The sequence below is a fragment of the Prauserella aidingensis genome (genome assembly GCF_024171865.1).
Taxonomy (GTDB): Bacteria; Actinomycetota; Actinomycetes; order Mycobacteriales; family Pseudonocardiaceae; genus Prauserella; species Prauserella aidingensis.
In genome coordinates, this window is record NZ_JAMTCN010000003.1 from 56,444 (window position 1) to 73,120 (window position 16,677).

Here is a 16,677-nt window from a genome sequence, read left to right on the forward strand (position 1 = left end):
CGTCGAGCCGGACGACTCAACGCACCAGCGACGTGATCCGGGCCCGCATGTCGTCGCCGAGGAACCGGCGCAACGCGGCTGTCAGGTCACGGCGGGCCTGCTGCTGATCCGCCGCGTACGCACCCGCCAGCTCCCCCATGGCCAGCAACGTGCCCACGGGTGCGCGCCCCGCCTCGTGCATCCGTCCCGCGTGCTCCCGCAGCGCCTCGCTCTGCACCTCGCCGTCCTGGAACGCGCCGAGGATGTCCTGGAGCTTCTTGAGCCGCTTCAACACCGCCGCATATTCCGCGTCCGGGCACAACGGCCGCGCGAACTCCAGCAGGTAGCGCAGCTCCTTGCACCGTTTCCGCAGGTCGTGCACATCTTCGGCCGGCGATTCCGGGGTGATGGCCGCCGCCTTGCGCGTCACCTTCTTCGCCGTGCGCGCGAGCCGATCGCGCACGAACGTCCGGACGTCCGGCACGGCGTCGCCGCCCGCAGTCCCCGTTCCCCCGTGGCCGTCCCGCCCGTCGGTGTGCGTGTCCTGGCCGCCGGCCGGGTCCCCGTCGTCGCCCGTGCCGCCCTCGTCCGCGCCGCCCTCGTCCGGGTCGCCATCACCGATGACGTCCGTCAGCGCGGCGGGCCATTCCTCGAGCAATCGGGTGAACTTGCGGGTGCGCAGCGCGCGGACGAGCGCGCGCCGGGCCGCGTCCCGCTCGCGGTGCAGGTGCTCGCGGAACGGTGCGAGGTCGTCGGCGCCGGCCGCGGTGAGCCTGCTCGTGAGTTCGTCGAAGCCGAGCAGATGCACGTCGAGGTCGCGCGTCGGGCCGGTGACGTCGCCGAGCCACTTCAGCGTCGGGGTGTGCCGGTCGACCGGCCGCGACGGCAGCACGTCGCCCGCGAGTTTCAGCAACGAACGGCTGCGCCGCACCGCGACGCGCAGATCGTGGAGGTACTCGGTGTCGACGTCGCCGAGCGTGCCGTCGACGTTGGCGGCGACCGACCGGGCGTGCGCCCGCAGCGCCAGGGCCACGGCGACGTCGGCCGGCGTGTCGGCCGTGAACTCGGGCGGTTCGGGCCGGTCCGGCAGTCCGGCCTCCGCGAGCAGCTCCTCGTAGAGGTCACCGGAGTCCTTGCGGAAGCGCCTGCCCACACCGTCGTCGGACCCGGAACCGGATGCGCACAGCGCCTTCCGGATCCGCTTCGCGTGTTTCCCCGTCCCCGTGGTGAGCACGTCCACCCGGATGAAGGGTGCCGTGCGCACCGGTTCCTGCACCGTCGTCTCCCGCCAGACGAGACCGGCGACCACGGCTCCGTCGTCGTCGCGCACCCGCACCTCCCGGGTCACCGTGCGCGCCCGCAGCACGGGTCCGACGGCACGCACCCACATGGGCCCGGCGACGAGGTCCCGGACGTCTCCCTCGGGCAGCTCGTCGGCGAGCGCGGGCCACTCCGGTGGTCCGGACAACGGCGTGCTGACCGTGTCGCCGTCGCGAAGGGCCGTCAACGTACCTGCGCCGGAACCGCGATCGTGGGTCAACCGCACGCCTTTGCGCCGCAGGCGACCGTCGGCCGTGTCGAGGTAGGTGCGATTGCGGATGCGGCGCGGGCCCGCCTCGAGGCTGTAGCGCTGCGCGCGGGCCGGGTCGAGTGCCGCGAGAACCGCATCGGCATCACCACGCGTCGCCTCGCCCTCGCCCCGCACGGTCGCGAAGACCGTCGACGGTTCCCCGTCCTCTCGCACAGCAGCCTCCTCGTGCCCGTCGCTTCTGTGCCGGGCCGGGAATTGTACGTCACCGGCGCCGAATCGGCATTGCCGACGATCGGCCCCCACGCCGTGCCGCCCGCCTCCGGATGGGCGAGACTCGCCCCTGCATCCCCAGTGACACGACCACAGCGAAAGGGCTCAGCGACGTGACCGAGAACGACATTCCGGTAGTGGAGCTCAACAACGGCGTGACCATGCCCCAGGTGGGGTACGGCGTGTTCCAGGTCCCACCGGACGAGACCGCGGTCGCGGTGACGGCCGCACTCGAGGCCGGCTACCGCAGCATCGACACCGCCACCCTGTACGGCAACGAATCGGGCGTCGGCCGGGCCGTCCGCGACTCCGGCATCCCCCGCGAGGACCTGTTCCTCACCACCAAACTGTGGAACGACGCGCACGGCTACGACGCGGCGCTGAAGGCGTTCGACGCGAGCCTGGAGGCCCTGGGCACCGACTACGTCGACCTGTACCTGATCCACTGGCCCGTTCCCGCGGCCGGGCTGTACCCGGAGACGTGGCGGGCGCTGGAGAAGATCAACGCCGAGGGCCGGGCGCGGGCCGTCGGCGTGTCCAACTTCCAGCCGCACCACCTCGACACCCTCGCCGAGAACTCCGACCTCGTGCCCGCGGTCAACCAGATCGAGGAGCACCCGTTCCTGCAGCAGTCCACGGTCCGCGAGTACGACGCGGCCCACGGCATCGTCACCGAGGCGTGGAGCCCGCTGGCCAAGGGCGGAGAGCTGCTGTCCGACCCGGCCGTCACCGCGCTCGCCGACAAGCACGGCCACACCCCCGCGCAGATCGTGCTGCGGTGGCATCTGCAGCTCGGGAACGTGATCATCCCGAAGTCCGTGACGCCCTCGCGCATGGCGGCGAACCTGAAGCTGTTCGACTTCACCCTCGACGACAGCGACATGGCCCGGCTGGCCGAACTCGACCGCGGCGAGCGGACCGGCCCGGACCCGGACACGCTCAACCGCCGCTGACGGAGCCCGCACCCGCCGCAGCGGCGCCGTCGGCGACGGCCCCGCCGACACCCGGTCCACCGGGGTCCGGGTCGCCGACACCCAGCTCGTCGACGTACCGCTGCGGTGGGCCGAACAACGCGGCACTGCCGTGCGCCCGCTTGAAGTACAGGTGGGCGTCGTGTTCCCACGTGATGGCGATACCGCCGTGCAACTGGATCATCTCCGCCGCGATGTGCTGCAGGCTCTCCGAGCAGACGACCTTCGCCACCGCCGCGTCCTCCCCCGCCGGGTCCGAGCCGCCTGCCGCGGACTCGACCGCCGCACGGCAGGCCGACCGCGCGGTCTCCAACCGGACGAACGCATCGGCCAGCCGGTGTTTGACCGCCTGGAAACTCCCGATCGGCCTGCCGAACTGGCGGCGCTGCAGCGTGTACTCGACCGTCCGTTCCAGGCCGCGCTCCGCCGCCCCGGTCTGCTCGGCGGCCAGCACGACGACCGCCTCGTTGCGCGCCCGCCGCAACACGTCCGCCGACACCTCCCCGAGCCGCCTCCCCACGACGTCGGACAACGTGACCGTGGCGAGGCGCCGCAGCGGATCGAGCGCCTCGGCGTCACGGCGGCTCACCCCGGGCGCTGCGCCGTCCACCTCGTACAGCGCCACCCCGCCGGCGCGGCCCGCCTCGCTCCCGCCGTCGCACGCCAGAACCAGCAACGTGCCCACCTCGTCACCGTCCAGCACGTACGACGCTGTGCCTTCCAGCGCGTACGACGCGGCGTCGCCGGCCGCGTTCGACGCGGTGCCGCCGAGACCACCCGGGACGGCGGTGACGGCGGGCCGGTCCGACCACGTGCCGTCCTCGCCGGTCCACACCACGGCGGCCGGCCCGCTGCCGTCGGCGATGCCCGGCAGCAGCCGCGCACACGCCGCCTCGTCCGCCACCTCCCGCAGCAGTCGCGCGGCCAGCACCGACGAGCCGAGCAACGGGCTCGGCGTCAACGTGCGGCCCAGCTCGTGAGCCACGACGGCCATCTCCGCGAGCCCCGCGCCCGCGCCCCCGTAGTCCTCGGGAATCGCCAGGCCCGCGACGCCGATCTGCTCGCACAGCACCGACCACACCGCCGGATCGTGGCCGCCGGGCGAGGCCATCACGGCGCGGACGTCGGACCGCTTCTCCACCAACCCGCGCACGGCGTCCCGCAGCGCCGCCCGTTCCTCCTCACGCCCGTCAGCCGTCATGACCACCCCGCACGGCCCGCAACACCCGCGCGCGGTGTTCGTCCGCGGTACCCCACGCGCCCGCCAGCGCGCGGACCTTCGTCAGCCACAGGCCGAGGTCGTGCTCGGCCGTGTAACCGATCGCACCGTGCACCTGCAGCGACGTGCGGGCCGCGAGGATCGCCGCGCGCGTGGCGGCGACCTTCGCGGCCGACGTGTCCCGCACGACCGCCCTCGCCTGCGCACCCGGCACATCGGCACCCGGCACGTCGGCAACGGACGCGAGCGTCACCGCCGCCCCGTCGACGAGCGGCCGCGCCGTCTCCAGCCGCACCGTGACGTCGGCCAGCAGATGTTTGACCGCCTGGTACTGCCCCACCGGCCTGCCGTACTGCCGCCGCTGCATCGCGTACTCGGTCGCCATGCCCAACATCCGCCGTGCCGCGCCGACCAGTTGGGCCGACACCCCGAGCACGCCGAACTCGACGGCGTGCGGCCGCGCGGCACCGACCGGCACGCCGTGGCCGGGTACGGGGAACAGGCCCCGCACCGCGTCGATCGACGGCACCCTGCCGTCCGGGTCCACATCGGACGGAACGCGCGTGACGGTCTCCTCGTCGAGGCGCAGCACGATGTCCGCCACGTCGGCGTCGAGAGCCCTCGGCACCTCCGGCGGGATCGCCACGGTCGTCATCGCTTCGCCCGCGGCGACGGCGGCGAGCTCGTCACCACCCAGCAGTCGCGGCGCCACCACGGCCGTCTCCACGACGGGCCCCGGCACCGCGTGATAGCCGCACGCCTCGAGCGCCACGACCGCGTCGGCGGGTTCGGCGCCCGCTCCCCCGTGTTCCTCCGGCACCAGCAGTCCCCACACCCCGAGGTCGGCCAGCTCCCGCCACAGCTTCCGCCCCGGCTCGCACCGCCGCTCCGCCCACTCGCGGGCGGCACCGGGGGTGTCGGACCCGGCCAGCAGTTCGTCCAGTGCCGCGGCGAAATCCCGCTGCTCGGGCGACAACGCGAACCTCATCGGCGCTCCTCCCGGGGCAGGCCGAGCACGCGCTCGGCGATCGTGTTGCGCTGGATCTGGTCGGTCCCGCCGTAGATCGGGCCCGCCAGCGAGAACAGGTAGCCGTCGACCCACGGCGAGGCGACCTCCCCGTCCGCGCCCAGCACGTCGAGTGCGGTCTCGTGCAGTTCGACGTCGACGCCCGACCAGGCCAGCTTGTTCACGCTCGACTCCGGCCCGAGCCGCTCCCCCTCGGCCAACCGGGTCGCGGTGCCGTAGGTGTAGAGCTGGTACGCGCGGGTGTCGATCCACGCGTCGGCCACACGCTCCGCCGTCGCCGCGGGTTCACCGCGCTCGCCCCACAGACGCACGAGGCGGTCGGCCGAGGCGAGGAACCGGCCGGGGCTGCGCAGCGACAGGCCGCGTTCGTTGTTGGCGGTGGTCATCGCCACGCGCCAGCCGTCGCCGGGGTTCCCGATCACGTCCTCGTCGGGCACGAACACCTCGTCGAATAACAGTTCGGCGAACCCCGGCTCGCCGTCCAGCTGCGGGATCGGGCGCACCGTGACGCCGTCGGCGCGCAGGTCGAGCATCAGGTACGTCAGCCCGCGGTGGCGCTCCGAATCCGGGTCACTGCGGAAGAGACCGAACGCCCGGTCCGCGAACGCCGCCCGCGAGCTCCACGTCTTCTGTCCCGACACGAGCCAACCCCCGTCGGTACGGACCGCCCGACTCCGCAGTGCGGCGATGTCGCTGCCCGCCTCCGGTTCGGACCACGCCTGCGCCCACACCTGCTCACCTCGCGCCATCGCGGGCAGAATCCGGTCGCGCTGCTGCGCGGTGCCGTGGGCGAACAGCGTCGGGGCAAGCATGAAGATGCCGTTCTGCCCCACGCGCCCGGGTGCGCCCGCCGCGTAGTACTCCTCCTCGAACAACAGCCACTGCAGCAGCGAAGCGTCCCTGCCGGTGTACTCGGCGGGCCAGGTGACGACCGACAGCCGCGCGTCGGCCAGCCGCGCCTCCCACTCGCGATGGGCCGCGAACCCCTCGGCCGTGTCCATCGACGGCAGGGCGGGCCGGGGCACGTTGTCGGCGAGCCACGCCCGGACCTCGTCGCGGAAGGCCGCCGACTCCGCATCGATGTCGAGGTCCATGTCAGCTCCCCGCGTCGCGCATCGACGTCGCCGTCTGCCCCGCCAGCGGGTCCTCCTGCGTCTCGGCGTTGTGGGCGTGGGCGAAGTGGTGCAGGCCGAACACCGAGTCCATACCGGAGCGCATGCCCATCAGGTCCTGCGCCTGGTTCACGGCCTTCTTCGCCAGTGTGAGCCCGAACGCGGGCATCTCGGCGATCGTGTCGGTGAGGCCCGTCGTCGTGTCCTGCAGCTCGTCCCGGGGCACGACGCGGCTGACCATGCCCCACTCCTTCGCCCGGTGCGCGTCGAACCGCTGCCCGGTCAGCAGCACCTCCTTGGCGGCGGCGGGTCCGAGCACCCACGGGTGGGCGAAGTACTCGACGCCGGGGATGCCCATGCGCACCACCGGGTCGGCGAAGAACGCGTCCTCGGAGGCGACGATCAGGTCGCACACCCACGCCAGCATCAGCCCGCCCGCGATGCACGCGCCCTGGACCGACGCGATCATCGGTTTGGGAATCTCCCGCCAGCGCCGGCACATGCCGAGATACACCTCCGACTCGCGGGCGAACCGTCGATCGCCACCCTCCCGATCGGTGTGGTCCCACCACAGCACGGCCTTGCGGTCGTAGCTGACGTCCACGTCACGCCCCGGCGAGCTGATGTCGTGTCCCGCGGAGAAGTGTTTGCCCTCGCCGGCCAACACGATCACCTTCACCTCGGGATCGTCGACGGCACGCGTGAACGCGGCGTCGAGTGCGTAGGTCATCACCGAGTTCTGGGCGTTGCGGTACTCCGGCCGGTTCATCGTCACCACGGCGACGGCGCCGCGGCGCTCGTAGCGCACGATCTCCTCGCCGGTTCCCCCGGTGCCGTTCCCGTCGGCCCTGTTCTCGTCGGCCCTGTTCTCGTCGGTCCTGCTCTCGTCGGTCCTGTTCTCGTCGGTCATGCCACTTTCTCCTTGCCCAGCAGGCGTTTGAGGACCTTCCCCGACGCGTTCCGCGGCAGCTCGCCGACGAACTCCACCGAGCGGGGACGTTTGTAGTTGGCGAGCCGCTGCCGGCAGTGTTCGAGCAGCGTCTCCTCGGACGGCGGTCCGGACGGCGCCGTGTCGGTCGTGACGACGAACGCCTTGCCGACCTCGCCGAGACGCGGGTCGGGCACGCCGACGACCGCGACCTCCGCAACACCGTCCACACGGGACAGTTCTTGTTCGATCTCTGCCGGGTAGACGTTGAACCCGCCGCAGATGTACATGTCCTTGAGCCGGTCGGTGATCGACAGGTTGCCCGCTTCGTCGAGCCGCCCGACGTCGCCGGTGTGCAGCCAGCCGTCGGCGTCGATCGCCTGCGCGGTCGCCTCCGGGTCGTCGAGGTAGCCGCGCATCACGTTCGGACCGCGCAGCAACACCTCGTCACGGTCACCGATGCGAACCTCGAACCCGGCGGCTGCGCGGCCGCACGTGCGCGCGATGGTGGCGGGGTCGTCGCCCGGTTCGCACATCGTCGCGACAACGGCCTCGGTGAGGCCGTACGCGGTCAGTACGACGTCGAATCCGAGCTCGGCGCCCATCCGTTCGACGAGCGTGACCGGCACGGTGGCCGCGCCGGTGACCGCCAGTCGCAGCGACGAGAGGTCCGCCGTCGCGCGGTCCGGATGGTCGAGCAGGGTCCGGAACACGGTCGGCGCCGCGGGCAGGATCGAGACCCGCTCGCGCTCGATCAGTTCGAGCGCTGCCGCCGCGTCGAAGGCGGCCTGCGGCACGAGCGTGGCCCCGGTCAACAACCCGACGAGAACACCCGCCTTGTAGCCGAAGCTGTGGAAGAACGGGTTGACCACGAGGTATCGGTCGTCGGAGGTGACGTCGCCGCGGCCTGCCCATGCGGCGGCGACGTCGAGCGACTGCCGGTGCGCCGACAGCACCCCCTTGCTGCGGCCCGTGGTACCCGAGGTGAACAGGATGTCGGCGATGTCGTCGGCGCCGACCGCCGCGGCGCGCGCGTCGGCCTCGGCCGGGTCGACGGCCGAGGCCACCTCGCCGAGTGCCTCCCAGTCGACGGCGACCGGATCGGGCCGGAGCGGCCCCGGCAGCGGCACCCGCACGACGAGCCGGAGCGTGTCGAGGTCGCCGTCGCCCGCGGCCGCCCTGAGGTCGGCGAGCCGGTCGGTGCCCAGGAAGTCCCCGGCGACGACCAGCGCCACCGCCCCGCTGCGACGGATCAGGTCGGCCGCCTCGGCACCGGTGAACCGGGTGTTGATCGGCACCAGCGTCGCCCCGGCGTAGTGCGCGCCGAGCGCGGCGATCACCCAGTGGTGCGTGTTGGGCGAGTTCACGGCCACCCGGTCGCCGCTGCGGACGCCGCGCGCCGCCAACGCCCGCGCCATGACGCGAACGTGTTCCAGAAGCTGTTCGAACGTGATCCGCACCGATCCGTCGACGATCGCTTCCCGGTCTCCGAACCGTTCCGAAGCAGCGTGCAACGCCTTCGGGATCGTCACCGGATTCCCTGTCTCGCTCATCCCGCTCCCTTGTTGGACGAGAAATCTAGAACGTGTTCTTATTATGCTAGCGCACGGTAGCAGGAGGTGTGAGTGGAGAACCACGAGCGATTCCGGCGAGAGGTGGCCACCTGGCTCGCCGACAACCTCACCGGCGAGTTCGCCGGCGTGCGCGGACTCGGCGGCCCCGGCCGGGAACACGAGGCGTTCGAGGCACGACTCGCGTGGGAACGCCACCTCGCGGCCGCGGGATGGACGTGCGTCGGCTGGCCCACCGAGTTCGGCGGCCGCGGCCTGTCACTGGCCGAACAGGTGATCTTCCACGAGGAGTACGCCGCCTCCGGCGCACCCGCACGCGTGAGCCACCTCGGGGAGCAACTGCTGGGGCCGACGCTCATCGCGTTCGGCACCCCGGAGCAGCAGCGGCGGTTCCTGCCCCCGATCCGCGCGGTCGAGCAGCTGTGGTGCCAGGGCTACTCCGAACCGGGTGCCGGGTCGGACCTCGCCGCGGTGTCGACCACGGCCCGCCTCGAACCCGGCGCAGGCGGCGACGGTGGCCCGGGCTGGATCCTCAACGGGCAGAAGATCTGGACGTCCCTGGCACACGTCGCGGACTGGTGTTTCGTCGTCGCGCGCACCGAACCCGGGTCGACGCGACACCACGGACTCTCCTACCTGCTCGTGCCGATGGACCAGCCCGGCGTCACGGTCCGCCCGATCACGCAGCTCACCGGGACGTCCGAGTTCAACGAGGTGTTCTTCGACGACGCCCGCACCGAGGCGGGACTGGTCGTCGGCGAGCCGGGTGACGGCTGGCGCGTCGCGATGGGCACGCTCGGTTTCGAACGCGGCGTGTCGACGCTGGGCCAGCAGATCGGGTTCCGCCGCGAGCTGGACGGCATCGTCGCGCAGGCGCGCGCGACGGGCACGATCGACGACCCGGTGCTCCGCGACGACCTCGCCCGCGCCCGGATCGACCTGCGGATACTGCGCGCGCACGCACTCCGCACGCTGGAACGCGAGCCGGGACCCGACGTCGCCGTGGGCAAGCTGCTGTGGGCCGGCTGGCACCGGCGGCTCGGCGAACTGGCGGTGCGCGCCCGCGGCGCCCGCGCCCTCACGACCGACGGCGACCTCGACGAGTGGCAGCGCCTGCTGCTGTTCAGCCGCGCGGACACGATCTACGGCGGCTCCGACGAGATCCAGCGCAACATCATCGCCGAGCGGGTACTCGGACTTCCCAAGGAACCCAGGAACACGACGGAGGAACGCCGATGACCGAACCGGCAGTGACCGGGCCGCAGCGCTCGACGGCACCGGAACACGCACGGCCACCGGCGTGTCCGACACCGCACGACCTGCTCGTGGGCGAGGTCGTGGTGGTCACCGCGGCGGCGGGAACGGGCATCGGCTCGGCGACGGCCAGGCGCTGCCTCGAGGAGGGCGCCCGCGTTGTCGTCAGCGACTGGCACGAGCGCAGGTTGACCGAACGGGCCGAGGAACTCGCCGAGTTCGGCGAGGTGCACGCCGTTCCCTGCGACGTGACCGACGACGACCAGGTCGTGGCCCTGATCGACGCCGCGTGCGAGCACTTCGGCCGGATCGACGTGATGGTCAACAACGCGGGCCTCGGCGGTACGCAGTCCATTCTGGACATGTCCGACGAGGAATGGTCCCGTGTCCTCGACATCACGTTGAATGGCACGTTCCGCTGCACGCGTGCGGCGACGCGGCGGTTCGTCGCGCAGGGCGGCGGCGGGGTCGTCGTGAACAACGCGTCCGTCGTCGGCTGGCGGGCGCAACAGGGCCAGGCGCACTACGCGGCCGCGAAGGCCGGGGTGATGGCACTGACTCGCTGCGCTGCGATGGACGTCGCCGAGCACGGCATCCGCATCAACGCCGTCGCACCGAGCCTGGCCGCACACCCCTTCCTCGCCAAGGTGACGAGCGAGGAACTGCTGACCGAGCTCGCGGGCCGCGAGGCGTTCGGCCGGGCGGCCGAACCCTGGGAGATCGCGAACGTCATGGTGTGGCTCGCGTCCGGCTACGCCACCTATCTCACGGGCGAGACCGTGTCCGTGTCGAGCCAGCACCCGTAGGAGGAATCCATGGCCGAGGCCTACCTCGTCGACGCCGTCCGCACGCCCGTGGGCAAACGCGGCGGCGCACTGTCCACTGTGCACTCCGGGGATCTGGGCGGGCACGTGCTCGGCGCGCTCGTGGAACGGACGGGTATCGATCCGGCGACCGTCGACGACGTCATCCTGGGGTGCACCGACACGCTCGGCCCGCAGTCCGGCAACATCGCGCGCACGGCGTGGCTGGCCGCGGGCATGCCGGACCACGTGCCGGGCGTGACCGTGGACCGGCAGTGCGGATCGAGCCAGCAGGCGGTCCACTTCGCAGCGCAGGCGGTGCTGTCCGGCACGGCCGGCGCGGTGATCGCGGGCGGGGTGCAGAACATGAGCGCGATCCCGATCAGCGCCGCCATGCTGGCCGGCCGCGAGTACGGATTCGACGACCCGTTCTCCGGCTCGACGGGCTGGCACAAGCGTTACGGCGACGTCGAGGTCTCCCAGTTCCGCAGCGCCGACATGATCGCCCGGCACTGGGACATCACCCGCGAGCAGATGGAGGCCTACGCCTACCGCAGCCACCAGCGCGCCCTGCGCGCCGCCGACGACGGCGTCTTCGACGCCGAACTCGCCGGGCTCGCCGAGCTGACCGCGGACGAGGGACCGCGCCGCGGGACCACGCCGGAGGAGATGGCCGGGCTGCCGCCGTTGGCGGAGGACTCGCTGATCACGGCGGCCACGGCCAGTCAGATCTCCGACGGCGCGAGCGCCGCGCTCGTCGTGTCGGAGGACTACGTTCGCGACCACGGCCTGACCCCGCGCGCCCGGATCCACCACCTGTCGGTCTCGGCCGCCGACCCGGTGTGGATGCTCACCGGTCCCATCCCCGCGACGTCGCGGGCGCTGCGCCGGACCGGCCTGGCGGTCGACGACATCGACCTGTTCGAGGTCAACGAGGCGTTCGCCGGCGTGGTGCTGGCGTGGCTCGACGAGACCGGCGCCGACCCGGAGCGCGTCAACGTCAACGGCGGTGCGATCGCGCTCGGCCACCCGATCGGCGCCAGCGGCACGAAGCTCCTGGCCACGTTGTTGCACGAACTGGAACGTCGCGGCGGCCGCTACGGGCTGCAGACCATGTGCGAAGGCGGCGGCACGGCCAACGTCACGATCATCGAACGCCTCGCGTAGGCCGAGCCGCCCCCTCGAGCCCGTGTTGCTCCCACCCGTCACCCGGCCACCACCCCTCACCGACGCGCTGCCGCGCGGCTGCGCTATCGGGCCCGTGTTGCACCTCCAGGGGACCGTGTTGCAGATCCAGGGGACCGTGTTGCAGGTCTCGGAGCCCGTGTTGCAGGTCCAGGCGGCTGTGTTGCTGGCCTAGGACGCCGTGTTGCCGGTCCGGGGGACCGTGTTGCGGATCCGGGCACCGCGGTGAGTCGCGGGGTGACGTCACATCGCCATGTCGACACACGGCGCCGTCCCGATACGCCGGCGACCGCACCGCCCGGCTGTCCGCACCCTCGTCCCGCGTCGCGGCACCACGGCCCCGCGAATCGACAACACCAGCCCCCGAACGTGCAACACGAGGCCCGGAACCTGCAACACGAGCCCGCGAGGACGCAACACGGGCCCCGGAACCTGCAACACGGCGGGTCCGGATCACACCGGCGGCACGGTGCCGTCGCTCCTCGATAGAGTGCCGTCGGGCGCGTGCGACGAAGGAGCGATGCGATGACCGGCACGAGACCACGGATCGTGGTCAGCAGGTGGATCCCCGACGACGCCGTGGCGATGCTGCGCGAAGCCGGCGAGGTGTGGCTTCCCGAGCCCGACCGGGCGCTGCCCACGGCGGAACTGCACCAACGACTCGCCGGGGCCGACGCCGCCGTGGTCACCCTCAGCGAACGGGCGGACGCCGACTTCGCGGACGCCGCCGGACCGCAGCTGAAGGTCGTCGCGAACGTCGCGGTCGGCTACGACAACATCGACGTCCCCGCACTCGCCGAGCGCGGCGTCACGGTCACCAACACGCCCGGCGTGCTGACCGACGCCACCGCCGACATCGCGTTCGGCCTCCTGCTGTCGGTCACGCGCAGACTCGGTGAGGGTGAGCGCCTGCTGCGCGCGGGCACTCCGTGGTCGTTCCACCTCGGCTTCATGCTCGGCTCCGGACTGCAGGGCAAGACGCTCGGCATCATCGGACTCGGGCAGATCGGCACAGCGATGGCGGAGCGGGCCCGGGCCTTCGGCATGTCGATCGTCTACACGGGACGCCGCCGCGCCCCTGCGGAGGTCGAGTCGGCCCTCGATGCGACGTATCTGCCGCAGGACGAGCTGCTGGCCACCGCGGACGTCGTCTCGCTGCACTGCCCGCTCACCCCACAGACCCGTCACCTGATCGACGCCGACGCGCTCGCGGCGATGAAACCGACGGCGTTCCTGGTCAACACCACGCGCGGACCGGTGGTCGACGAGGCCGCACTCGCCGCGGCCCTGCGCGAGGGCACGATCGCAGGCGCCGGACTCGACGTCTTCGAGAACGAACCCGACGTCCACCCGGACCTGCTCGACCTCGACAACGTCGCACTCGCCCCGCACCTCGGGTCGGCGACCGTCGAGACCCGCACCGCCATGGCGACGCTCGCCGCCCGCAACGTGCTCGCCGTCCTGGCGGGCGAGCCCCCGCTGACCGAGGTGACACCGTGACCGCACCGGCTCCGCGGCGTGTGGTCGTCGCGCCCGACAAGTTCAAAGGCAGCCTCACCGCGGTCGAGGCGGCCGACGCCATCGGCGCGGGCGTCCGCGACGTACTGCCGGACGCCGACGTCACGCTGTGCCCGGTCGCCGACGGCGGCGAAGGCACCCTCGACGTGCTGCTCGCGGCGGGCGGCACCCGCGTCGACCTGCGCGTGTCCGGCCCGCTGTCCGAACCGGTCGACGCCTGGTACGTGATGCTCGACGGCACGGCCTACGTCGAATCGGCGCGGGCCTGCGGGATCGAGCACGTCACGCCGTCGACCGACGTGGCGCCGGCCGCGCACACGTACGGCGTCGGCGAGCTGATCGCCGACGCGCTGGGCCGGGGCGCCCGGCAGATCGTACTCACCGTGGGCGGCACCGCGAGCACCGACGGCGGCAGCGGCATGCTGCAGGCCCTCGGCGCCCGGCTCACCGACGGCGACGGCCGTCCCGTGGGGCTCGGCGGCGGCGCACTCGGCGACGTCGCCGCCGTCGACCTGACCGAGGTACGCGCACTGCTGGGCGAGGCCAGGGTGCGCGTGGCGACCGACGTGACCAATCCACTGCACGGCACCGACGGCGCCGCGGCCGTGTTCGGCCCGCAGAAGGGTGCGGGCCCCGCCGAGGTCGCGACGCTGCGGACCAACCTCGAACGCTGGGCGCAGGTTCTGGGCTTCGCGGACCGCACGGGCGCGGGCGCGGGCGGCGGCATCTCCGGCGGGGCGATGGCCGCGCTCGGAGCGACCGCCGAATCGGGTTTCGACCTCGTCGTCGAACTCACCGGCGTGGCCGACGCGATCGCAGGCGCCGACCTGGTCATCACCGGTGAGGGATCGCTCGACGCGCAGAGCCTCGCGGGCAAGGCGCCGGCAGGCATCGCCGCCATCGCGCGGCGGCACGGCGCGCGGGTCGCCGCGATCGCGGGCCGGATCGCGCTGTCGGCCGACGACCTGGCCGAGGCGGGAATCACGGCCGCGATCGCGATCGCCGACCACGCTCCCTCGGTGGAGGTCGCCGTCCGCGACGCCGCCGCGCTGCTGCGGCGGCACGCCGCGGACCTCGTCCACACCGGACCATGAGGCGCGGAACGGGACGGCCCGACCCCCGACACCGCACGGTTCGACACAGCCGGAAGTCCACAACGGACCGCCGTGGCCGAGCAGGCGGGCTGCGCGAGTTCTAGGGCTGCAGCACGACCTTGACGGCACCGTCGCGTTTGGCCTGGAACATCGCGTACGCGTCGGACGCCTCGTCGAGCGGGACGTGGTGGGTGACGAGGTCGTCCACACCGAGCGGATCGTCGTCCCCGGTCAGGAGCGGCAGGATGTCGTCGGTCCACGCGCGCACGTTGGCCTGCCCCATGCGCAACTGGATCTGCTTGTCGAACAGCGTCATCATCGGCATCGGATCGGCCATGCCGCCGTAGACGCCCGACAACGAGACCGTGCCACCCCGGCGCACGGCGTCGATGGCCGTGTACAGCGCGCTCATCCGGTCGATCCCGGCCGTGGTGAACGCCTTCTCGGCCAGCCGGTCCGGCAGCAACGTCGCGAGTTGCTGCACGACCGTGCTCACCGGCGCTCCGTGGGCCTCCATGCCGACGGCGTCGATCACCGAGTCGGCGCCTCGGCCGTCGGTGCGCTCGCGCACGGCGGCGCCGACGTCCTTGACGGTTCGCAGGTCGAGGGTGTCGACGCCGTGGCGCTGCGCCATCTCGAGGCGCTCGTCGACCAGGTCGACGCCGAGCACCGTGCCCGCGCCGCGATACCGGGCGATACGGGCCGTGAGTTGGCCGATCGGCCCGAGGCCGAGCACGACGCAGCTGCCACCCTCAGGGACGTCCGCGTACTCCACGGCCTGCCACGCCGTCGGCAGGACGTCCGACAGGAACAGGAAACGTTCGTCCGGCCCCGCCTCGGGCACCTTCACGGGGCCGAAGTGTGCCTGCGGCACCCGCAGCAGCTCGGCCTGTCCACCGGGAACCTGTCCGTAGAGCTTCGTGTAGCCGAACAGCGAGGCGCCCTTGTCCTGCCCGGGCGCGCGGGTCCGCTCGCACTGCGTGTAGAGCTGCTGCGAGCAGTAGTAACACTGGCCGCACGCGATGTTGAACGGCACGACGACGCGGTCACCGGGGATCAGGTCGGGAACGGCGTTGCCCGTCTCCCTGACGATGCCCATCGGTTCGTGACCGAGGACGTCGCCCGGGGCCATGAACGGGCCGAGCACCTCGTAGAGATGCAGATCCGAACCGCAGATCGCCGTGGACGTGACCTCCACGATCGCGTCGGTCGGTTCCTCGATGCGCGGATCGGGAACGTCCTGCACACGCACGTCACGCTTGCCCTGCCAGGTCACAGCCTTCATCGCGGATGTCCTTCCGTCGCTCGTCGACTCGGTACCGTCGGCTGCGACTACCCGCGATCATCGGGTCCGAACACACCGGTGCCGGCGCCCCCGAGGGAGACGCCGGCACCGCAAGACCGTTTCCGGGTGCGTCAGCCTTCGCCTTCCGGCTGCTGCATCACCGCGAAGTTCAGCTGGCCCTGATCGTCCTGCTGGACGTCCAGCACCTTGTCGTCGAGGAACGACGACGCCTTCTCCTCGAGGAAGACCCGCGCACCGCTCTCGGTACCCAGCACCTGGTCGCCCTCCTCGGGCCCCGGAGCGACCGAAAGCGCGAGCTGAGCGCCCTCTTCCGTCTCCTCCCGGACCGCGAACCGGAGACCGGCGGCATCCTGACCGTCCTGGGCGGTCAGCGCGCTGATCGCCTCCACGGCAGCGTCAGTCATCGCAAGCATGGTCGCTATTTCCCTTCGGTTGCTTGGGGCTGCCATTCCCACCGTAAACGTCGCCCACATCCGCCGCCCTACCGGCACGCCCATTTCGGCCCGGCAACTGGCTCCTCAGGAAATTCCACGAAATCGCCTGGTACCGCCGAATTCGGACGCGTATTTCCACCGCGACGTCCCGGCGATCCGCGCCGCACTCGCCGGCGTGTCCGCGCCGTAGCGAATCAGGCGCCGTGCCCACCGAAGATCCTTACACCGTCAGAACGAACCGCCTTCCGGTCACCGGACCGAGGGCCGACAGCGCCGGGGCTCACCGTCTATTCGAACACCCCGCCCCGAATACTTTCCGAAAGTTCAGCACAGGAACTCTTCCGGCAGAGCGGCGCTTACCCGGGGCCTGCCGCACTAAACACACGAGCCTCACGGGGAACGTCACACATGGGGCGCCGACTCGCAGTTGAAAGCCCACGCAGGTGTTCCTACGGTGGGAAAGGCAGGACGGGCG

Annotated in this window: 14 protein-coding genes; 6 read left to right on the plus strand and 8 right to left on the minus strand. The window is 72.1% G+C overall.

What is annotated here, in order from left to right:
• Window positions 1-16 precede the first annotated feature (16 nt).
• Window positions 17-1,723: a CYTH and CHAD domain-containing protein gene (locus LY13_RS04360; RefSeq protein ID WP_253826853.1), complete on the minus strand. Its 1,707-nt coding sequence runs from the start codon at window positions 1,721-1,723 to the stop codon at window positions 17-19.
• Window positions 1,724-1,941: 218 nt separating this feature from the next.
• On the opposite strand from LY13_RS04360, the gene LY13_RS04365 reads away from it, so the two are divergent.
• Complete coding sequence (locus tag LY13_RS04365) at window positions 1,942-2,733, plus strand: aldo/keto reductase (RefSeq protein ID WP_253827239.1); 792 nt, start codon at window positions 1,942-1,944, stop codon at window positions 2,731-2,733.
• Here the strand turns inward: LY13_RS04365 and LY13_RS04370 are convergent.
• Genes LY13_RS04370 through LY13_RS04390 form a run of 5 tightly spaced genes read right to left on the minus strand, consistent with a single transcriptional unit; the run spans window position 2,720 to window position 8,590 of the window.
• Entirely contained in the window at window positions 2,720-3,952 is a 1,233-nt protein-coding gene (locus LY13_RS04370; RefSeq protein WP_253826854.1) for an acyl-CoA dehydrogenase family protein, read from the minus strand. The genes LY13_RS04365 and LY13_RS04370 overlap by 14 nt on opposite strands.
• Window positions 3,942-4,958, minus strand: coding sequence for an acyl-CoA dehydrogenase family protein (locus LY13_RS04375; protein WP_253826855.1), 1,017 nt, complete (start codon window positions 4,956-4,958; stop codon window positions 3,942-3,944). Before LY13_RS04375 ends, LY13_RS04370 begins: the two co-directional genes overlap by 11 nt.
• The gene (locus tag LY13_RS04380; protein ID WP_253826856.1) at window positions 4,955-6,091 is read right to left on the minus strand and encodes an acyl-CoA dehydrogenase family protein; all 1,137 of its coding nucleotides are present in this window, start codon (window positions 6,089-6,091) and stop codon (window positions 4,955-4,957) included. The genes LY13_RS04375 and LY13_RS04380 overlap by 4 nt, the downstream gene beginning before the upstream one ends.
• A gap of 1 nt (window position 6,092) precedes the next feature.
• The gene (locus LY13_RS04385) at window positions 6,093-7,019 is read right to left on the minus strand and encodes an enoyl-CoA hydratase (RefSeq protein WP_301298432.1); all 927 of its coding nucleotides are present in this window, start codon (window positions 7,017-7,019) and stop codon (window positions 6,093-6,095) included.
• The gene (locus LY13_RS04390; protein ID WP_253826857.1) at window positions 7,016-8,590 is read right to left on the minus strand and encodes a FadD3 family acyl-CoA ligase; all 1,575 of its coding nucleotides are present in this window, start codon (window positions 8,588-8,590) and stop codon (window positions 7,016-7,018) included. Before LY13_RS04390 ends, LY13_RS04385 begins: the two co-directional genes overlap by 4 nt.
• Window positions 8,591-8,662: 72 nt before the next feature.
• Between LY13_RS04390 and LY13_RS04395 the strand changes: the two genes are divergently transcribed.
• The 5 genes from LY13_RS04395 (at window position 8,663) to LY13_RS04415 (ending at window position 14,462) form a co-directional block, all read left to right on the plus strand.
• Entirely contained in the window at window positions 8,663-9,847 is a 1,185-nt protein-coding gene (locus tag LY13_RS04395) for an acyl-CoA dehydrogenase family protein (RefSeq protein WP_253826858.1), read from the plus strand.
• On the plus strand, window positions 9,844-10,668 hold the full coding sequence (locus LY13_RS04400) for an SDR family oxidoreductase (protein ID WP_253826859.1): 825 nt from the start codon (window positions 9,844-9,846) through the stop codon (window positions 10,666-10,668). The genes LY13_RS04395 and LY13_RS04400 overlap by 4 nt, the downstream gene beginning before the upstream one ends.
• Window positions 10,669-10,677: 9 nt before the next feature.
• Window positions 10,678-11,832 (plus strand): acetyl-CoA C-acetyltransferase, encoded by a 1,155-nt coding sequence (locus LY13_RS04405; RefSeq protein ID WP_253826860.1) that lies wholly within the window; start codon window positions 10,678-10,680, stop codon window positions 11,830-11,832.
• A 543-nt stretch (window positions 11,833-12,375) separates the two neighbouring features.
• Window positions 12,376-13,350: a 2-hydroxyacid dehydrogenase gene (locus tag LY13_RS04410; protein ID WP_253826861.1), complete on the plus strand. Its 975-nt coding sequence runs from the start codon at window positions 12,376-12,378 to the stop codon at window positions 13,348-13,350.
• The gene (locus tag LY13_RS04415) at window positions 13,347-14,462 is read left to right on the plus strand and encodes a glycerate kinase (protein WP_253826862.1); all 1,116 of its coding nucleotides are present in this window, start codon (window positions 13,347-13,349) and stop codon (window positions 14,460-14,462) included. The genes LY13_RS04410 and LY13_RS04415 overlap by 4 nt, the downstream gene beginning before the upstream one ends.
• Window positions 14,463-14,562: 100 nt before the next feature.
• Here the strand turns inward: LY13_RS04415 and LY13_RS04420 are convergent, their stop codons facing one another.
• Both LY13_RS04420 and LY13_RS04425 read right to left on the minus strand, forming a co-directional pair.
• Entirely contained in the window at window positions 14,563-15,747 is a 1,185-nt protein-coding gene (locus LY13_RS04420; protein ID WP_253826863.1) for a zinc-dependent alcohol dehydrogenase, read from the minus strand.
• 131 nt (window positions 15,748-15,878) lie between these two features.
• The gene (locus LY13_RS04425; protein ID WP_308216269.1) at window positions 15,879-16,181 is read right to left on the minus strand and encodes an iron-sulfur cluster biosynthesis family protein; all 303 of its coding nucleotides are present in this window, start codon (window positions 16,179-16,181) and stop codon (window positions 15,879-15,881) included.
• Between the last annotated feature and the right edge of the window lie 496 nt (window positions 16,182-16,677).

Bases quoted from the DNA above. Each gene is read 5' to 3' on its own strand.
- LY13_RS04400 (WP_253826859.1), top strand. From the start codon at position 9,844: ATGACCGAACCGGCAGTGACCGGGCCGCAGCGCTCGACGGCACCGGAA.
- LY13_RS04375 (WP_253826855.1), bottom strand. From the start codon at position 4,958: ATGAGGTTCGCGTTGTCGCCCGAGCAGCGGGATTTCGCCGCGGCACTG.
- LY13_RS04380 (WP_253826856.1), bottom strand. From the start codon at position 6,091: ATGGACCTCGACATCGATGCGGAGTCGGCGGCCTTCCGCGACGAGGTC.
- LY13_RS04370 (WP_253826854.1), bottom strand. From the start codon at position 3,952: ATGACGGCTGACGGGCGTGAGGAGGAACGGGCGGCGCTGCGGGACGCC.
- LY13_RS04365 (WP_253827239.1), top strand. From the start codon at position 1,942: ATGCCCCAGGTGGGGTACGGCGTGTTCCAGGTCCCACCGGACGAGACC.
- LY13_RS04410 (WP_253826861.1), top strand. From the start codon at position 12,376: ATGACCGGCACGAGACCACGGATCGTGGTCAGCAGGTGGATCCCCGAC.
- LY13_RS04420 (WP_253826863.1), bottom strand. From the start codon at position 15,747: ATGAAGGCTGTGACCTGGCAGGGCAAGCGTGACGTGCGTGTGCAGGAC.
- LY13_RS04385 (WP_301298432.1), bottom strand. From the start codon at position 7,019: ATGACCGACGAGAACAGGACCGACGAGAGCAGGACCGACGAGAACAGG.
- LY13_RS04390 (WP_253826857.1), bottom strand. From the start codon at position 8,590: ATGAGCGAGACAGGGAATCCGGTGACGATCCCGAAGGCGTTGCACGCT.
- LY13_RS04425 (WP_308216269.1), bottom strand. From the start codon at position 16,181: ATGCTTGCGATGACTGACGCTGCCGTGGAGGCGATCAGCGCGCTGACC.
- LY13_RS04405 (WP_253826860.1), top strand. From the start codon at position 10,678: ATGGCCGAGGCCTACCTCGTCGACGCCGTCCGCACGCCCGTGGGCAAA.